Here is a 16,531-nt window from a genome sequence, read left to right as displayed (position 1 = left end):
CGCCAGTCTCACCGCCCGACAGCGGGTGGAGCGTGCTGGTGCGCAAAGGACAGACACGACATGAACCACCCTATCGAGCGGCGGGCGCTGTTGCGCGCCGGCGCCCTCGGCGCCGCGGGTTTCTCGCTTGCCGGCCTTCTCCCCGCCTGGGCGCAGAGCAACACGCCCGGAATCCGCGCCACCTTGCCGACGCTGGCGGGCGAGGACATTCACCTCAAGATTGCGCGGAGCCGCTATATGGTCGGCGGCCGCGCGGGCAATGCGATCACGCTGAACGGCGTGCTACCCGCGCCGCTCATTCGCCTGAAGGAGGGGCAGAATGTCCGCCTTCATGTCGAGAATAGCCTCGACGAGGACAGTTCGATCCATTGGCACGGGCTGATCCTGCCCTTCCAGATGGACGGCGTGCCCGGGGTCAGCTTTCCCGGTATCAAGCCGCATTCGCTCTTCACCTATCAGTTCCCGGTCAAGCAGAATGGCACCTATTGGTACCATAGCCATTCCGGGCTCCAGGAGCAGCTCGGCCATTACGGGCCGATTGTCATCGATCCCGCGGGCGCCGATCCTGTCGGTTACGACCGCGAGCATGTCATCGTGCTCTCCGACTGGAGTTTTCTCGATCCGCACCGGCTCTTTACACGGCTGAAGCAGGAAGGCGGCTATTTCAACCGCCAGAAGCAGACGCTCGCGGGCATGATCGCGGGCGGTCCCGAGGAAAAGCTCAGCCCGTCCGAACGGGCTAAATGGGGCAAGATGCGGATGGACCCCGCAGATATCGCCGACGTGTCAGCCACGACTTACACCTATCTGATCAATGGCCATGGGCCGCAGGAGAACTGGACCGGCCTGTTCCGTCCCGGCGAGCGCGTCCGGCTGCGCGTCATCAACGCCTCATCCATGTCGATCTTCAATGTCCGCATCCCGGGCCTGAGTCTGTCGGTCGTCCAGTCCGACGGACAGAATGTGCGGCCGGTGACCGTCGACGAGTTCCAGATCGGTACCGCCGAGACCTATGACGTGGTCGTGCAGCCCAATGACGATCGCGCTTACACGATCGTCGCTGAATCCCTCGACCGCTCGGGCATGGGCCGCGCGACGCTGGCGCCGCGTCCGGGCATGGCGGCTATGGTCCCGCCCTTACGCGAACGGCCGACGCTCACGATGAAGGATATGGGCATGGGCGGCATGGATCATGGCGCGCACGGTAGCGTGGCGGGCGCCGCCGCGGGCGCGATGGACCATGGCGCGATGAGCATGCGCGACAAATCGAAGGTTCCTGAAAGCGTATCGGTCGGCGTCGGCATGGATGCGATCGCGTTCTCGCCTGTCGACCGGACCGGGGACCCCGGGGTCGGGCTCGACAATGTCGGCCATAAGGTTCTCACCTATCGCGATCTCGTCGCGCTCGAACCCAATCCCGATCCGCGTCCGCCCGCGCGCACCATCGAGGTGCATCTGACGGGCAATATGGAACGCTTCATGTGGTCGTTCGACGGCAAGAAATTCAGCGATGGCGTCGAGCCGATCCGCTTCGAACGCAACGAGCGCGCGCGTGTCGTCCTCGTCAATCATACGATGATGACGCACCCAATCCATCTGCACGGTCACTTCTTCGAAGTCGTGAACGGCCAGAAGGGGCGTCAGCCCCTCAAACACACGATCAACGTGCTCCCCGGCGGCAAGGCGAGCTTCGACCTGACCGCCGACGCCCCCGGCGACTGGGCGTTCCACTGCCATCTGCTGCTCCACATGCATGCCGGGATGTTCCGCGTCGTCACCGTTCGTCCGCACGAGGGAGAGGCTGCATGAAGACCTATCTTGCAGCCATCATCCTGACGACGCTCCCGGCTCCGGCGCTCTACGCGCAGCAGCAGCAGCAGCAGGATCCTCATGCGGGACACGCAATGCCGGTACAGGCCGACGCGGCCGACCCGCATGCGGGGCATGCCCCGCCTGCCCGGCTCGATGCAGCAAAGCCCGCAGACCCGCATGCGGCGCATCGCGCGCCGGCCGATCAGCAAGCTACGGCCCTCCATGCCGGCCATGTCATGAACGAGGGTTCCGACCCACCGGTCACGGGTCCTTCCGATGCCGCACGCAGCGGCCCGGCGCATGCCGCCGACGCCTATTTCGGCGCGGAGGAAATGGCCCGGTCGCGACAGATGCTTCTCAAGGAAAATGGCGGGCTGACCAGCGCGCAATTCCTGCTCGACCGGCTCGAGACATCGATGCGCAACGGGGCCAACGGCTATGGCTGGGATGCGCAATTCTGGTCTGGCGGCGACATCAACCGGATCTGGCTCAAGTCCGAAGGCGAAGGCACTCTGGGCGAAGGTGGTCCGGAAGACGTCGAGGTCCAGGCGCTCTATAGCCACGCGCTCGATCCCTGGTTCAATCTGCAAGCGGGTATCCGGCATGATTTCCGCGCAGGCCCCGAACGGACGAACCTGGTGCTCGGCATCCAGGGCCTGGCACCCTATTGGTTCGAGGTCGACGGGTCGCTCTTCCTTTCGGACAAGGGCGAGGTCACCGCGCGCTTCGAGGCCGAATATGATCAGCGGATCACGCAGAAACTGATCCTGCAACCGGCGATCGAGTTCGAGCTGTCCGCGCAGGACATTCCCGAGCTCGGTATCGGTTCGGGGCTGAGCTCGGCCGAAGCGGGGCTCAGGCTGCGTTACCAGTTCATCCCCGAATTCGCGCCCTATGCGGGCGTTCAATATGAACGGCGCTTCGGCACCACCGCCGATTTCGCGCGCGCCGCAGGCGAGAAGGCGGGAGGCTGGAGCTTTCTCGTCGGCCTCAGAAGCTGGTTCTGATTCAACGCAAAAGGACTCCTTATATGAGATCGACTATATTCCGTCTTGCCCTGGCAGCACTGACTGCCACGATCATGACGCCGTCCGCTGCGTACGCCGCGAGCCAGATGACCGTGTATCGCGATCCGGGCTGCGGCTGTTGCGGGATCTGGGCAAAACAGGTGGCGCAACAGCTCGGGCGCAAGCACATTATCATCGACAATCCAACGCGCGCCGCGCTCGTCAAGCGGCTCGGCGTTCCCGATGCGCTTGGGTCGTGCCACACTGCGGTCATTGATGGCGTCGTGGTCGAGGGGCATGTCCCGGCTAGCGACATCAAGCGCTTCCTTGCCCAGCGCCCCAAGGGCATGAGCGGGATCGCGGTCGGTGGCATGCCGCTCGGCTCGCCAGGCATGGAAGTTCCAGGACGCAAGCCCCAGCGCTTCGACGTGATGGCCTTCGGGTCGTCGGGACAGAAGCTCTTCGGCAGGCATTGACGCGCGGGAACCGGGATGGCCGCTGCGCCATCCCGGTTCCTTTGCCCTTTCCATCCTATCTCGCTCTATCACGACCCAGACGACAGACTGAAAATCCGGGCAATGCCGCCTGACGAGAGCCAATATGCGCAGCGAAATACGGAATCGAGTTGAAGAGCTCTTGCCCTATGGCGCTGCCTTTGCCTTGATCATGGCCATGGTTGGCGCAGCGGCGGCACTTGGCGATCGCGAGATCATATTGCCCGAGATCGCCGCGATGGCGGTGGCGTTGTGGGCCTGGCGCGAGCAATCATGGATGCGGCAGCCCGAAAAGATCTTCATCTGGCCATCGCTCACGGCAGTTATGGGGTTCGGCATCAACCTTCTCGCGCTGCCCTTCGCGGCCAAGCTCGTCCTCGTCCTTGTTGCCATGCTCGGCTTCTTCGCGTTCCTGCGCTACAGTCTGGCGCCCGCGCTCGCCACGGGCTTTCTGCCGATCGTCACGAATGCCACCCATCCGTCCTTTCTGGTCTCGATCGGTGTCACCACATTTATCCTGATGGCGGGCATATTCCTGTTCAGGGTGCGCTCCCCCGCCGATCGCCGCGCGCCCCTCGCGTATCGGGCAATGCTTGCCTATCTGGTGACCACGCTCGCATCGATCGGGCTCGCCGCCGCTGCCGGATATCCGCATCTCGGGGTGATTCCTCCGGTTGCGGTGGTCGTCTACGAGTCGCTTCATATGAAGATGTACGCGCCCCGGATGGCGCTCAGGCAGATCGCGGTGCTGACACTGGCCGCATCCATCGGCATCGCGCTCATCGCCCTGTTCGAGTCCTGGCTGGTGATCGCGCTGCTCGACCTTCTACTGATGACCGCGCTCCTGCGCCTGTTCGGCATGCGCGTGCCGGCGGTCTATGCCTTTCCGTTCCTGCCCTTTGTCTTCCCGACCGAGGCCTTGCGACTGTTGCCGCTGGCGACAGCGATGGTGTCCGCCTTCTCGCTGGGGCTCGTGCTCGCCTGTCGCCGCTGGCTGACGGAACGAGCGTCAGCGGTCGCGGTCGCCTGATCGTCGATCGACGCTGGTCGTATGGGCCGGCGCGAATGCCGGCCCATCAGGGGTCATTGTTTCCGGATCGCGGTCACGGTGGCGCCGCCATCGCCAACCGCGAGCTCGAAGCTGACCTTATCTCCCGGCTTCAGGCCCGCCAGCAGTCCGGGATCGGCCGTGAAGGCCATCGTCATTGCCGGCCAATTGACCTCGGGAATGGGGCCATGATCCAGCGTGACGGAACCCGCTTGAGGGCGCGAAGAGGACCCGGTTTTCGTGCATGCGACCATCCAGGCGATCGGGACCGCCGTGCCCGATCAGGATATTCACGCCGCCTTTGTCGACTGGGCGCGCCAGCGACTGCCTGAGCGGGAGGCGCGACTGTTCGATCGCATGTCGGCGCGCTCCGGCATTGCGCATCGCTGGTCGGTGCTGCCGCTAGCTGTAGGCGCTCGCACTCCTAGGGGTCGAATCCGGCTGAGGGCGAAATGACACCCTAAGCCTCGGCACCCTTCGGCCAGAGGTATTCGCCGGTGAGGAGGATGTGCGCCCACCCGAGCGGTGAGATATGGGCCAGCAGGTGGTCGGGCGTATCGAGCCCTTCGCGTCGCCGGGCTTCGACGGCATGGCCGAGATGCAGGGTGTTCCAGTAGACGATGACGGCGGTGAGCAGGTTGAGGCCGGCGATGCGGTAATGCTGCCCCTCTGTCGTACGGTCGCGGATCTCGCCCTGGCGACCGATCCGTAAGGCGTTCTTCAGCGCGTGGTGCGCTTCGCCCTTGTTGAGGCCGACCTGCGCGCGGCGTTGCATGCCGGCATCAAGGATCCATTCGATGATGAATAGCGTCCGTTCGATCCGGCCGACCTCGCGCAGTGCGGCCGCCAGATCGTTCTGGCGCGGATAGGCGGCGAGCTTGCGCAGGATGCGGCTTGACGGGACCTGCCCTGCGCTCATGGTGGCTGCGCAGCGAAATAGATCGGGCCAATTGGAGACGATCAGCGCTTCGCGCGCCTTCCCGCCCACCAGCGGACGTAACTCGCTCGGCGTAGCGGCGGGATCGAACACGTAGAGCCGTTTGGACGGAAGGTCGCGGATGCGCAGCACCAGGCGGTAGCCGAGCGTGGCGCTGATCCCGAACAGATGGTCGGTGAACCCGCCAGTGTCGGCGTATTGCTCCTCGATCCGTCGCCCGGCCTCATTCATCGTCAGCCCGTCGAGCAAGTATGGGGCTTCGCTGACGGTCGCAGGGATGGTCCGCGATGCAAACGGCGCGAAGCGGTCGTTGACGTGGGTATAGGCCTTGATGCCGGGATCGTTGCCATAGCGAGCGTTGACCGTGTTCATCGCCTCGCCCTGTCGCGCGGCGGGGTAGAATTGACCATCGGCGGATGCGGTAGTGCCCATACCCCAGACCTGCGCCATCGGCAGATCGCCTTGTGCGGCGACCACATGGGTCAGCGCCTGATCGATCGCCTCGCGTTCGACGTGCCAGCGCGCGAGCCGAGAGAGTTGCCAGTAATCATGGGTGTTGGAAGCCTCGGCCATCTTGCGCAGGCCCAGGTTCAAACCCTCTGCGAGCAGGACATTGAGCAGGCCGGTCCGGTCGTCGCACGGAACGCCGGTGCGCAGGTGCGTGAAGGCCTCGGTGAAGCCGAGCGCGGCATCTACTTCGAGCAGCAGGTCGGTAATACGGACGGACGGCAGACGGCGGTAGAGATCGAGCACCAAGTCATCGATCCCATCCGGCGCGTCAGCGGTGAGGCGATCGATGCGCAGTGTGCCGTCCTCGATACTGCCTTTCGGGATCGTGCCGTTACGCGCGGCGCGACCGAGCCGGGCAAGGCCATCGGCAAGACGGGCTTTGCGATCGGCGAGCCAGACATGCGGATCAGACGGTACGGCCAGCTTCGCAGCATGCGCGACTTCCATCGACACCAGGACGTTGCGCAGGTCACCATACCGATGCGAGCGGTCGAGCCAGATGTCGCCCGAGCGTAGCGCGTCACGCAGGTGGAACATGACCGCGACCTCTCGGAGACGGGCATCATCGTCGCCCTTCGCTCGCAACTGTCTCCGCCATTTTGAGCAGCCCCCATCGGGTGGTCCGGATTGTTAGTTAGTGCATTGTCGTCTCCGCCGCCATTGCCGGTCGGAGGTGGAGCGAAGCGGAGCCGGAGACCGGCAATGGCGGTGTCGCCGCTTCCGGAGCCGGTGGTCGGTAGCCGAGGCTGCTGTGCGGCCGGACGGTGTTGTAGTGGCGCCGCCAAGCCTCGATCAGGACCTTGGCCTCGGCGAGGCTGTAGAAGATTTCGCCATTTAGGAGCTCGTCTCGCAGGGAGCCGTTGAAGCTTTCGTTGTAGCCGTTCTCCCATGGTGAGCCCGGTGCGATGTAGAGCGTCTTCACGCCGATCTGCCCGAGCCAGGCCTGGACGGCGGTAGCGATGAACTCGCTGCCATAGCACATTGGGAAGCGCTGGTTCGGGAGCCGCTATGGCCCTGATGAAGACAAGGCCGCGTAGCGGCCGCAGACTTCATCAGGGCAAGCCATGGCCGGTCAGCAGGTATCTAAAGTGAGGTTGTCGAGACAACACTTTGGAGGCCGACCGACCATGACCAAGCTCACCTCTACGCCTGCCGGCGCCGTGCTGGTAGCCATCGACATGTCCAAGAGCCGACAGGAGGTTCTCATCGAGCGACCGGAAGGCGGCCGGCGCCGGCGGATGACCGTCATGGCGACCAGGCAGGACTATGACGGCTTTGCCGAGCAACTCGCTGCTATCGGGCGCCCTATCATCGTCGGGTTCGAGGCGACGGGTAATTACCATCGTACGCTGGCGCACCGGCTGCTGACGGCAGGGTTCGAGCTGCGCCTCATCTCGTCGGTCGCGCTCGCCAGAACGCGCGAGGCGCTGCACAACGGCTGGGACAAGAACGACTCCAAGGACGCGCAGGTCATCCTGCACATGCTGCGGATCGGTGCGACGCAGCGCTACGTCGACCCGCTGGTGGCCGGAATCAACGACCTGCAGGAGCTCTCGAAGACTCACGAGACGATCTCAAGGATGAAGACGCAGACCTGGCATCGGATCCTGACCCACTACCTGCCGCTGTACTTCCCCGAGATCGCCCGCTTCGCAGGCAACAGCCGGTCCGACTGGTTCCTGGCGCTCATCGAGCGGTTTCCGACGCCGGCCACCATCACGGCGCTGGACCGCGAGGCGTTCTCGGCCGCGGCATGGCCGCTCATCGGCCGCAAGGTCTCCAAGGCACGCCTCATCAACGACATCTACGAGACGGCGTCCGCCTCGACGGCACTGCCGGTGCCGGAGAACTCAGCCGCCATCACCATGTTCCGCATGGTCATCGCGCAGGGCCGCAGCCTCATCCACCAGCGAGACGAGATCGAGCGGCTGGCCCATGCGCGGCTCGCCGATGACGTCGACTACCAGCTGCTGCGCAACATTCCGGGCATCGGTCCGATCAACGCGCTGACCATCCTGGCCGAGGCCGGTGATCTGCGGCGCTTCAACCATCATCGTCAGTTCCTGAAGTTCTGCGGTCTCGATCTCGCAACGTGTCAGTCAGGCACGTTCCGTGGCCGCACGAAGCTGTCCAAGTACGGCAATGCGCGCCTGCGCCGGACCTTCTGGATGGCTGCCCAGGTCGCCGCGCGTCAGCGCGACAACAGCTTCCGCGACAAGCTCGGACGATATGTCGCCGGGCACGCGGACGATGCCGACCGTCGCCGCAAGGCGATGACGGCGCTCACCGCCAAGATGGCGCGCGTGGCTCACGCCGTCATCAAGACGGGGACAGAGTACCGGCCGTTCCTCGAACGGTCGGATGCCAGGTGGAAGGACCCCTCTCTGCAAGTGCCGTGAGGGCGCTCGTCGAGCGACCCTGTAGATAATGTTCGGGCCTTCCACCTGGGTGCGTATCTCGTTTTAAGGATGGTGAGGACCACGGCCGCCTCGGCGCTGCTGGATCCTGTGTTTGCTATGGCAGGGAGCGATCCCGTTGACGGTGGGAGCCATCTGGCTCAGATTGCATGCCGCGCCGACGGTTGTCGGCGCATGGATATCTGCTGGCCAAAACCCGCCGCTGCTTCCCGACATAGGACGTTGTCGACCCGAATGGTCTTCGGCGTACCACGCACGGACGCGATGCGCGTCACCGCCGCGACCACCTGCTCGCCCGTGATGCCCTGATCGACGTCGATCGCCAGCGCCTCGCGGGTGAACGCGTCGACCACCGTCAGCGCCCGCAAGCGCCGCCCGTCGAACCGCACATCCGAGACAAAGTTCATCGACCACATCTCGTTGGGCGCCGAGGCCGTAGGCAGGCGTTCGCGGTTCGCCGCGCTGACGTTGCGCCAAGGGCGCTTGAGCCGAAGGCTCAATCCATCCTCCCGATACAGCCGGTAGACCCGCTTGTGGTTCACCAGCCAGCCCTCCCGGCGCAACAGGATGTAGATCCGGAAATAGCCAGAGCGCACCCGTGCTGCCGCCAGATCATGGATGCGCAGCCGCAGCGGCGCCTCGTCCGGCTTGTGACACGTATCGCACCGACGAGCGGTCGACGCCGAGCGCGAGGCAGCTGCGCCGCTCGCTGACGCCGTGGGATGCCTGGACGTGCGCGACGATCTCGCGCCGCCGCCCAGGCGTCAGCGCTTTTTTGCCAGGACATCCTGCAGGATATGCTTGTCCAGGCTCAGGTCCGCGACGAGCTGCTTGCGCTTGCGATTCTCGTCCTCGAGCTGTTTCACCCGCCGCAGCTCGCCGACGCCCAGCCCACCATACACCTTCTTCCAGCAATAGAACGTCTGCTCCGACAAGCCCATCCGCGGATGACCTCTGCCACAGGCGTGCCCGTCTCCGCCTGCTTCAGCGCAAACGCGATCTGCTATTCCGTGTACCTCGACTTCTTCATGTCCCAGCTCCTTGCCCGTAGGCTTCAAAGAGCCGGAAAACTCTCACTCAACATGGATGAAAAAACAGGGAGGACGTCACCATGCCCGATCCGCGATGCTGTTTAGAACATTACGATCGGCGGTGAGACATGCATGAAACTCAGTCGCCCTGCTGAGGCGGAGTCGGCTTCGAGCGATGAAGTGCTGTCACGCGCTTGACGTGAGCGATGCTGCATCCGGCGAGCTCCGCAGTTTTCGCGATACTCATGCCCGCCTCCCTCAGACCTACGATGCGCCGGTGGTGGGCGAGATCCGGCTTGCGGCCGGTGTAACGCCCCGCCCTCTTCGCGACCTCAATGCCCTCGCGTTGCCGCTCACGGCGCGTCTCGTAGTCGTCGCGCGCCGTTTGCAGCGCCACCCGCAGCAGCATGTCCTGCACCGCCTCCAGCACGATGCGCGCTACGCCCGCGCTGTCGGCCAACAAGTCGGACAGGTCCACGATCCCCGGCACTGCGAGGCGCGCCCCCCTGCCCCGGATCGTCTCCACCAGCAGCTCCGCCTCCGGCAGCGGCAGGCGGCTGATCCGGTCGATCTTCTCGGCCACCACCACCTCGCCCGGCTGGAGGTCCGCGACCATGCGCAACAGCTCGGGTCGGTCTGGCCGTGCGCCCGACGCCTTCTCCCGGTACACCGCCGCGACGTAGAGGCCGGCCGCCCGCGCGCCGGCCACGATGCTCTCCTGCCGCGTCAGGTCCTGCTCGTCCGTGCTCACACGCAGGTACACCCGCGCCGCCCTGACCTCGTTGCCTCCCATCTGCTCGTCACTCCTGCCCGGCGTTCTTGGGTATACCCTTGTGAGCCACCGCTGCGGCATCCGGCTCGGAATAGCAAGCGCCGATCCTGTCGAGCCTAGCTCAGCTAGTCAGGCCTAAGTAGCTACCGCGCGCAGATATGAACGGCCACCAATCACTAAACCCGTTGAAGGGTCCTGCTTTGCGCTATCCGTCAGCGCCGACATCCGGTAAGGTCTGGTGATTGGGTCAGCCAAGCGAGGTCAGTGCAGATGGAAGCACAGAGGGTCAAGATCGTGGATGGTGGCAAGCTCGTGATCCCGGCGGCAATGCGCCGTGAGCTCGGGATCACCACAGGTGACACCGTTCTCGTCGATGTGGACGATGGCGAGTTGCGGGTACGGTCCGTACCGAGAGCGTTAGAGCGGGCTCGCGCGATCCTTCGCAAGTATGTGCCCGAAGGCGTCGGCCTGGCTGACGAGCTGATTGCCGAACGCCGGCGTGAGGCGGAGCGTGAGTAGCAAGGTCGTACTCGACGCCTCCGCCCTGCTCTGCCTTCTGAACGACGAGCCCGGGGCTGATCGGGTAGTCGACGTGCTGACCCGCAGTGTCATCGGAACGGCAAACCTGGCCGAGGTCGTGTCCAAGCTGCGGGAGCGTGGCCTGTCGCTGGACGAGGTGCGTGAGGCGCTCGGCGGGTTGCACCTCGATGTTCGGCCGCTCTCCCCTGCCCAGGCGCTCATCATAGGCGACCTCCGGCCGTCGACGAAGGCACTTGGTCTTTCGCTTGGCGACCGGGCATGCCTTGCTTTGGCGATCGATCTGCAAGCGCAGATGTTCACGACGGACGGCCCGCTGGCGAGCGCGGATGTCGGCATTACCATCACCAACGTGCGCCCTCTGGCGTAGTAGGCCCATATTCGTGCTTTTGGGTACGGTACGCTGCAGGCGGGGACACGCATGACAACCGTTCCGACACTGGTGCGCGACACCATTCTGATCACGCACGCCAACCCCGAGGATAACCGGTTCGCGCGGTGGCTCGCAGGTCGCTTGACCACTGCCGGGTACAAGGTCTGGGTCGACGTTGGCGCGCTTCGGGGTGGCGACGATTTCTGGGACAAGATCGAGCACGTGCTGCGGCACGAGGCGATCAAGCAGATCGTCGTCGTGTCCGAGCACATCGGCAAGCAAGGCGTAAAGAAGGAACTCGCCCTCGGCGACGTCATGCGTCGCAAGCTCGGCGATGCGGAGTTTATGATTCCGATCCGAATCGCCGACGTGGATTTCGGCGATTTCCCGACGGAGATCCTCCGCCAGAACGCACACAATGCGTTCCCTAACTGGGCTGCCTGCCTTCAGCCCCTGTTCGAGACGCTCGACTCCTCACGTGTGCCAAAGGTCGAGCATCCGGACGCCGAGCAGCTTGCGATGATCGTCGCTGCCCAAGAGGACGGTCGAAAGCTGGTCACTTCAAGTCCCGAGACGCTCTACAGCAACTGGTTCGAACTCCGGGCGAGGCCTGACGTCTGGATCCTGGAGGCGAAGGGAACGACTGCGCAGCTGGAAGCCTGGAGCCAGTTCACACGTGTTCCCCATGTACTACACGATGGAGGGGTGATCGCCTTCTGCGGACCCGATGCTATCGAGCGTCTCGACAACGGCGCTCCGCCTTTGAAGGCGCGCGCCAGCTTGCCATTCAACGGCGTGATCGACGGTACCTATAGCCGCCACTTCGTTGAGCGTTCCAATGCACGGCGGATCGCCGTCAATTTGATGCGTCAGCACTGGGACTTGGCCATGCATCGTCTCGGGCTACTTCCTGTCGATTTCGCCTCGGGCGCCCGCGGCCGCTTCTTCCCCGACGGACTCATCGACGGAAGAGTGAAGCTGACGCTGAGCGATGGACATCGGGTCGACCGGGTCCTGAGCGGCAAGTTCAAGGATCGGCGCTGGCATCTGTGCCTTGTCGCTCAACCCAAGCTCTGGCCGGATGCTCTCTTCCGGGTCCATGCCAATGTCGCGGTGACGACCGATGGCCGAACCCCGCTCCCGGGTGAACAGCTGCAGCGTATCCGGTTGCGCCTCACGCGGTCTTGGTTCAACGACAAATGGCGCGACATGCTGCTCGCCGCGATGGGGTGGCTTGCCGAAGGTGATCCGACCCTAGACATTGCCGCGTCCGGTGAGCGCCTTGCGGTTGCCAGCCTACCGATGAGCTTCGACTTCCCAGTCAGCTTCGCCGCGGAAGAGGACCGCCGAGTCGAGGAGGACGAATCCGGCCAGATAACCCTGTCAGAGGACTTCGAAACGGCTTTCGACCGGGATGAGATGCCGGAGGAGGCCGACGCATGAGCATTCTCACGCATCGCATCGCCGAACCTTTGCTTGAGTTCGGTCACGGGCAGCAGATGGAAGCGCCAAAAGATGGGCTCTTCCTCTTCGGGCCGCTCGAAGGCCCCGATGGCCGCTCCCAGGTGCGCTTGGGCGTCATCGGGACGGAGAGCGGCGTCGGCCTATCCCGCCGCTGGTTAGAGCGGATCAGCCTACATATCCCCGGCAAGGTCGATGCGAAGGGCAAGCCCGTTCTATGGGCACCCGCATGGCCAGGCTTCGAGGCCTGCTTCGGCATCGCGCTGCCAACCCGCGGCATGGTCGAGCTAGCGCTCAAGAGCGGCGACATCGATCATTGCATCAAGAAGAACAATCGCGCCGACGCGGTCCGATCCACGGTGCTGCTGTTCGCCGACGCGATCCGCGCGCACATCCGCGCCGAGGAGCGCCGTCCCGACGTCTGGCTCGTTGTCGTTCCGGACGTCGTCTATCGCTACGGACGTCCCCAGGTAGCACCACCGCCCAGAGACGAGCGCACTCCCTCTGACATCACGAGCTTCAAGGACGCCAAACGCTTCTTCCAGATGGGCGGCGACCTGTTCCCAGACACGGTGCGGGATGCCGAAACCTACCTGTTCTCGAGCAATTTCCACCACCAGTTGAAAGCCGAGTTGCTGCAGGACGGCGTCGTCCTCCAGCTGATCCTCGAAAGCACGCTGGTCGACCGCAACCTCAACATCACCAACGACCGCCGGCGCGGCCTCCAGGACGAGGCCACGGTTGCCTGGAACTTCTGCACCACGCTCTACTTCAAGATGGACGCCAAGCCGTGGGCGCTGACCCATGTCCGCCCTGGCCTTTGCTACGTCGGACTGGTGTTTAAGAACGACGACACGCCTGCGGCAACGGGCGAAGCCTGTTGCGCCGCGCAGATGTTCCTCAACTCAGGCGACGGTCTCGTATTTCGCGGCGCCCTTGGGCCCTGGTACTCCGACGAGCGCAAGGAATATCACCTGTCGAGGAGCGCGGCGGCGAATTTGATGACCTCGGTGGTCGAGGGCTATAAGCTCAAGCACGGCAAGCCACCGAACCAGCTGTTCATCCATGGCCGTCACCGCTTTTCCCACGATGAGTGGGACGGCTTTTGCAGCGCAGTGCCCACTGAAACACAGCTGGTAGGAGTCAGGATCAAGCAGCTCGATGATGTTCGGCTGTTCCGCCCCTCTGCGTCGACACCGGTCCTGCGCGGCACAGCCCTTACCGTGGGTGACTGGTCAGGTTACCTTTGGGCGCGGGGGTTCGTGCCGCGGCTGGCAGGGTATCAAGGGTTCGAGACACCCAAGCCGCTCACCGTCGACGTGACGCATGGCGAAGGGGACATTGTAGAGGTGCTCGGCGACATCCTTGCGCTCACCAAGGTAAACTATAACGCCTGCGATTTTGCGAGCGCCCTGCCCGTGACGCTCAAGTTCGCCGACCGGGTGGGTGAGATCCTGATGGCGTCGCCTCATACCGTTACCGCACCGCCGCTGCCGTTCCGGCACTACATCTGATCCCATGAGCGCCGACTGATGCCGATGGCAGGTCGAGCGTAAGGCGAAGACTCTGACGTCCACCAATTTAGGTGCAATCCGCTATTTCGGAAGCGTGCCGCCGGGCAGATGCCGTCCACCATTTCAGGAAAACCTACAGCTTCGATACGATCCTGACCATGATCATCGACATCCCAACCGCCGGCGAATTTCATGCCGCCGGCCTCAAGCAGGTTCACCTGGCGTGGCAGATCGCGATGGACTCGGTGCATGATTACGATGGTGCAACGTACTACAAGCTGGCCGACGAAACGCCCGAGGAAGCGGTTGAGGAATTTTGGCAGCGCTCGCAGCCCGCGCTCGCCAACGCGTACAGCCTCATCCAGCAAGGCATGGAGCTGGCGCTCAAGGGTCGGATCGCGGCGGTATCGCCCTATCTCCTGATTGGTGGGCCGAAGGATTGGCCGAAGGGCACCGCCACTGGGCCGGTCTCGTTCGGTGAATTTCGCACGCTCGACGCCACGGACCTCATACCCGTCCATAACAGTGTGGTTGCCTCTCCCTTGGACGAGCCGTTCAAGACGTTCTGGGAACAAGTCAGGCGCGATCGCAACAAGATCATGCATTCATCGGCGCCGGGCACGTTCACGCCCGAGCAGGTGGTAAAGACGCTGCTGACAGCGATCGAAGCGCTCTTTTCGGAGGTCCCGTGGGCGCAACGGTTGATCGAATTGGAGGACGAGAGCAAATTCGCCTCGCTCGGCTTCGTCGACAATGCCCGAAACCACGTCCTGCGACAGATCGCCACCGCCATCCGTCATCTGAAGCCCGCTGAGGCCAAGCGCTTCTTCGGCTATGATGACGATCGGCGGGGCTATGTGTGCCCGCACTGCTATTTCGCGTCGAACCGCGATTGGCAGGACGACTGGCCCCGCCTTGCTCAGTTGACGACCAAATCGCCTGGGGCGACCGAGCTCTACTGCCTAGTGTGCGAAGAGACGACTGTTACCGAGCGCGCGCCGTGCGGTCAGACCGAATGCAAGGGCGATGTCATCGCCGAAGGGATCTGCCTGACGTGCACACATAGCCAGGACGAGTGTTTCGACGTCGCATCCGGCTTGGTGGATTCGACGCTCTCCAAGGCCGATCACTGCTACGACTTCGTGTTTGGCTACGGCACCGCTGGCGCTGGGGGCTACTTCGCAGGCGACCAGCAGACCCTTGCCAATGACGCAGACGCTAAAGAGCATGGCAGATTTGCCATGCGCGAGAAGCATCTTCAGCGGTGGAACACGGTCTCGATCATGCATGTGCAGCGGCGTAACTTCCCCGATCTCACCGATGCAGATCGGGTGCTAGGTCATTGGAGCCGAAATGGCGACAATCTCGATTGGATCGACGGTGTCCGTGCCGATCGCCCAGATATGGGAGGCCTATCGGAATGAGCCAAAACGACGGCGAAAGCCTCAAAGCGATCATGGCGGGCACCGTCGCGGTGCTCAATCAGGTAACTTCCCTGGAGCCGTTTCTTCCTGACCTTTCGCCTGACGATCGCGAGCGGGTTGACGCTTATGTCGCGCGGGCCTCGGCCGAGGCGACGTTGCGCGCATACAAATCCGACTGGCGGCTTTTCTGTGCCTGGTGCGGGGAGAATGGATATCGGCCGCTTCCGGCGGCACCCGCAACCGTTGCAGCCTTTTTGACCCTGCTTGCCGAACGCGGGTTCGTGCCGGCCGAGCCGCGGCGAACGAAGCGCGGCACTGTCCTCGAGCGCAGAGATCCCGTGCCGTTGGGCCGTGCCACTGTCGGCCGTCGCTTGGCCGCAATCGTCTTCGCCCATCGCGCAGCGGACATGGAGCCCCCCACTACTCAGCCTGACGCCGCCCGTCTCGAGAAAGCCGTGCGCGGCATTCGTAAAGACAAAAAGGGAGAGCTCCCCGGAAAGAAGCGCGCGGCTGATGGGGACGTCCTTCGTGACATGCTCCGCAGTATCACAGGCGAGGATCTCCGCGCCTATCGTGACAGGGCGCTGCTCGCCATCGGAATGGCCGGTGCAATGCGTCGCTCCGAATTGGTCGCGGTGACGGTCGGGCGGGTATCCGAAGATGGTCGAGGCCTGCTGATCCGCATTCCCTCCTCGAAAACCGATCAGGAAGGTCAAGGGCACACGGTCGCGATCCCAGACGGCCAGCGTCTCGAGCCGGTGCAGCATTATCGGGCATGGCTCGCTAAAGCTGGAATCGATAGCGGGCCAATCTTTCGCAAGCTGACACCGCAGGGTCGACTGACCGGGAAGGCAATGAGCGCGCAGGGCGTAGCACTGGTCGTCAAGGCGGCGGCTGTGGCTGCCGGCTATCCGCCGGAGCTCTTCTCAGGTCATAGCCTCCGAGCCGGGTTCCTGACCGAAGCAGGACGCCAGAACGCAAACCTCTTCAAGATGAAAGAGCATAGCCGGCACGCTTCGCTCGAGATGGTCGCGGAGTATGTCCGCGATCATGAGCGGTTCCGAGAGCATGCAGGTGAGGGCTTCCTTTGAAGTCACGCGGAGCCGCAATCTCCGCTGCCGCGCGTGCGATTAGCTTCCGGGCGCGGGCTGCAGGTGTAGCTGTGCGCGGTTGGGGTAGCGAAAAAATGGTCCT

At 63.8% G+C, this 16,531-nt stretch carries 13 protein-coding genes and 3 pseudogenes; 11 read left to right on the top strand and 5 right to left on the bottom strand.

Annotated features, from left to right (window positions below; genetic code table 11):
* Positions 1–60 precede the first annotated feature (60 nt).
* The 4 genes from JW805_19380 (at position 61) to JW805_19365 (ending at position 4,343) form a co-directional block, all read left to right on the top strand.
* Positions 61–1,809: a copper resistance system multicopper oxidase gene (locus JW805_19380; GenBank protein MBN2974162.1), complete on the top strand. Its 1,749-nt coding sequence runs from the start codon at positions 61–63 to the stop codon at positions 1,807–1,809.
* Between the two features lie 335 nt (positions 1,810–2,144).
* On the top strand, positions 2,145–2,819 hold the full coding sequence (locus JW805_19375) for a copper resistance protein B (protein MBN2974161.1): 675 nt from the start codon (positions 2,145–2,147) through the stop codon (positions 2,817–2,819).
* Positions 2,820–2,842: 23 nt separating this feature from the next.
* Positions 2,843–3,295, top strand: a complete 453-nt coding sequence (locus tag JW805_19370; protein ID MBN2974160.1) for a DUF411 domain-containing protein — start codon at positions 2,843–2,845, stop codon at positions 3,293–3,295.
* A gap of 124 nt (positions 3,296–3,419) precedes the next feature.
* The gene (locus JW805_19365) at positions 3,420–4,343 is read left to right on the top strand and encodes a hypothetical protein (protein ID MBN2974159.1); all 924 of its coding nucleotides are present in this window, start codon (positions 3,420–3,422) and stop codon (positions 4,341–4,343) included.
* A gap of 53 nt (positions 4,344–4,396) precedes the next feature.
* Here the strand turns inward: JW805_19365 and JW805_19360 are convergent, their stop codons facing one another.
* The 3 genes and pseudogenes from JW805_19360 to JW805_19350 form a co-directional block, all read right to left on the bottom strand.
* On the bottom strand, positions 4,397–4,615 hold the full coding sequence (locus tag JW805_19360) for a copper-binding protein (GenBank protein MBN2974158.1): 219 nt from the start codon (positions 4,613–4,615) through the stop codon (positions 4,397–4,399).
* Positions 4,616–4,821: 206 nt separating this feature from the next.
* A pseudogene (locus tag JW805_19355) lies at positions 4,822–6,411 on the bottom strand (Tn3 family transposase).
* 31 nt (positions 6,412–6,442) lie between these two features.
* A pseudogene (locus JW805_19350) lies at positions 6,443–6,781 on the bottom strand (transposase).
* Positions 6,782–6,935: 154 nt separating this feature from the next.
* Between JW805_19350 and JW805_19345 the strand changes: the two are divergent.
* Positions 6,936–8,207: an IS110 family transposase gene (locus JW805_19345; GenBank protein ID MBN2974157.1), complete on the top strand. Its 1,272-nt coding sequence runs from the start codon at positions 6,936–6,938 to the stop codon at positions 8,205–8,207.
* 239 nt (positions 8,208–8,446) lie between these two features.
* Here the strand turns inward: JW805_19345 and JW805_19340 are convergent.
* Together JW805_19340 and JW805_19335 are read right to left on the bottom strand one after the other, a co-directional pair.
* Positions 8,447–9,255 (bottom strand): annotated as a pseudogene (locus JW805_19340) (transposase).
* Between the two features lie 140 nt (positions 9,256–9,395).
* On the bottom strand, positions 9,396–10,049 hold the full coding sequence (locus tag JW805_19335; GenBank protein MBN2974156.1) for a recombinase family protein: 654 nt from the start codon (positions 10,047–10,049) through the stop codon (positions 9,396–9,398).
* 243 nt (positions 10,050–10,292) lie between these two features.
* On the opposite strand from JW805_19335, the gene JW805_19330 reads away from it, so the two are divergent.
* The 6 genes from JW805_19330 to JW805_19305 all read left to right on the top strand — a co-directional run bounded on the left by JW805_19330 (position 10,293) and on the right by JW805_19305 (position 16,428).
* Positions 10,293–10,547, top strand: coding sequence for an AbrB/MazE/SpoVT family DNA-binding domain-containing protein (locus JW805_19330; protein ID MBN2974155.1), 255 nt, complete (start codon positions 10,293–10,295; stop codon positions 10,545–10,547).
* Complete coding sequence (locus JW805_19325; GenBank protein ID MBN2974154.1) at positions 10,540–10,935, top strand: type II toxin-antitoxin system VapC family toxin; 396 nt, start codon at positions 10,540–10,542, stop codon at positions 10,933–10,935. Before JW805_19330 ends, JW805_19325 begins: the two co-directional genes overlap by 8 nt.
* A 51-nt stretch (positions 10,936–10,986) precedes the next feature.
* Positions 10,987–12,381: a toll/interleukin-1 receptor domain-containing protein gene (locus tag JW805_19320; GenBank protein MBN2974153.1), complete on the top strand. Its 1,395-nt coding sequence runs from the start codon at positions 10,987–10,989 to the stop codon at positions 12,379–12,381.
* The gene (locus tag JW805_19315) at positions 12,378–13,913 is read left to right on the top strand and encodes a hypothetical protein (protein MBN2974152.1); all 1,536 of its coding nucleotides are present in this window, start codon (positions 12,378–12,380) and stop codon (positions 13,911–13,913) included. The genes JW805_19320 and JW805_19315 overlap by 4 nt, the downstream gene beginning before the upstream one ends.
* Before the next feature lie 158 nt (positions 13,914–14,071).
* Positions 14,072–15,337, top strand: a complete 1,266-nt coding sequence (locus JW805_19310; protein ID MBN2974151.1) for a hypothetical protein — start codon at positions 14,072–14,074, stop codon at positions 15,335–15,337.
* On the top strand, positions 15,334–16,428 hold the full coding sequence (locus JW805_19305) for a tyrosine-type recombinase/integrase (protein ID MBN2974150.1): 1,095 nt from the start codon (positions 15,334–15,336) through the stop codon (positions 16,426–16,428). The genes JW805_19310 and JW805_19305 overlap by 4 nt, the downstream gene beginning before the upstream one ends.
* Positions 16,429–16,531: the final 103 nt, after the last annotated feature.

It is taken from the genome of Roseomonas aeriglobus (assembly GCA_016937575.1).
Taxonomy (GTDB): Bacteria; Pseudomonadota; Alphaproteobacteria; order Sphingomonadales; family Sphingomonadaceae; genus Sphingomonas; species Sphingomonas aerigloba.
Note: the sequence above shows the minus strand (reverse complement) of the source record. Positions and strands in the feature narration are given on the sequence as shown.

What these genes read in the sequence shown, in the direction of transcription:
- JW805_19380 (MBN2974162.1), top strand. Translation starts at nt 61, where the DNA reads ATGAACCACCCTATCGAGCGGCGGGCGCTGTTGCGCGCCGGCGCCCTC.
- JW805_19375 (MBN2974161.1), top strand. Translation starts at nt 2,145, where the DNA reads ATGGCCCGGTCGCGACAGATGCTTCTCAAGGAAAATGGCGGGCTGACC.
- JW805_19370 (MBN2974160.1), top strand. Translation starts at nt 2,843, where the DNA reads ATGAGATCGACTATATTCCGTCTTGCCCTGGCAGCACTGACTGCCACG.
- JW805_19365 (MBN2974159.1), top strand. Translation starts at nt 3,420, where the DNA reads ATGCGCAGCGAAATACGGAATCGAGTTGAAGAGCTCTTGCCCTATGGC.
- JW805_19360 (MBN2974158.1), bottom strand. Translation starts at nt 4,615, where the DNA reads ATGGTCGCATGCACGAAAACCGGGTCCTCTTCGCGCCCTCAAGCGGGT.
- JW805_19345 (MBN2974157.1), top strand. Translation starts at nt 6,936, where the DNA reads ATGACCAAGCTCACCTCTACGCCTGCCGGCGCCGTGCTGGTAGCCATC.
- JW805_19335 (MBN2974156.1), bottom strand. Translation starts at nt 10,049, where the DNA reads ATGGGAGGCAACGAGGTCAGGGCGGCGCGGGTGTACCTGCGTGTGAGC.
- JW805_19320 (MBN2974153.1), top strand. Translation starts at nt 10,987, where the DNA reads ATGACAACCGTTCCGACACTGGTGCGCGACACCATTCTGATCACGCAC.
- JW805_19315 (MBN2974152.1), top strand. Translation starts at nt 12,378, where the DNA reads ATGAGCATTCTCACGCATCGCATCGCCGAACCTTTGCTTGAGTTCGGT.
- JW805_19310 (MBN2974151.1), top strand. Translation starts at nt 14,072, where the DNA reads ATGATCATCGACATCCCAACCGCCGGCGAATTTCATGCCGCCGGCCTC.
- JW805_19305 (MBN2974150.1), top strand. Translation starts at nt 15,334, where the DNA reads ATGAGCCAAAACGACGGCGAAAGCCTCAAAGCGATCATGGCGGGCACC.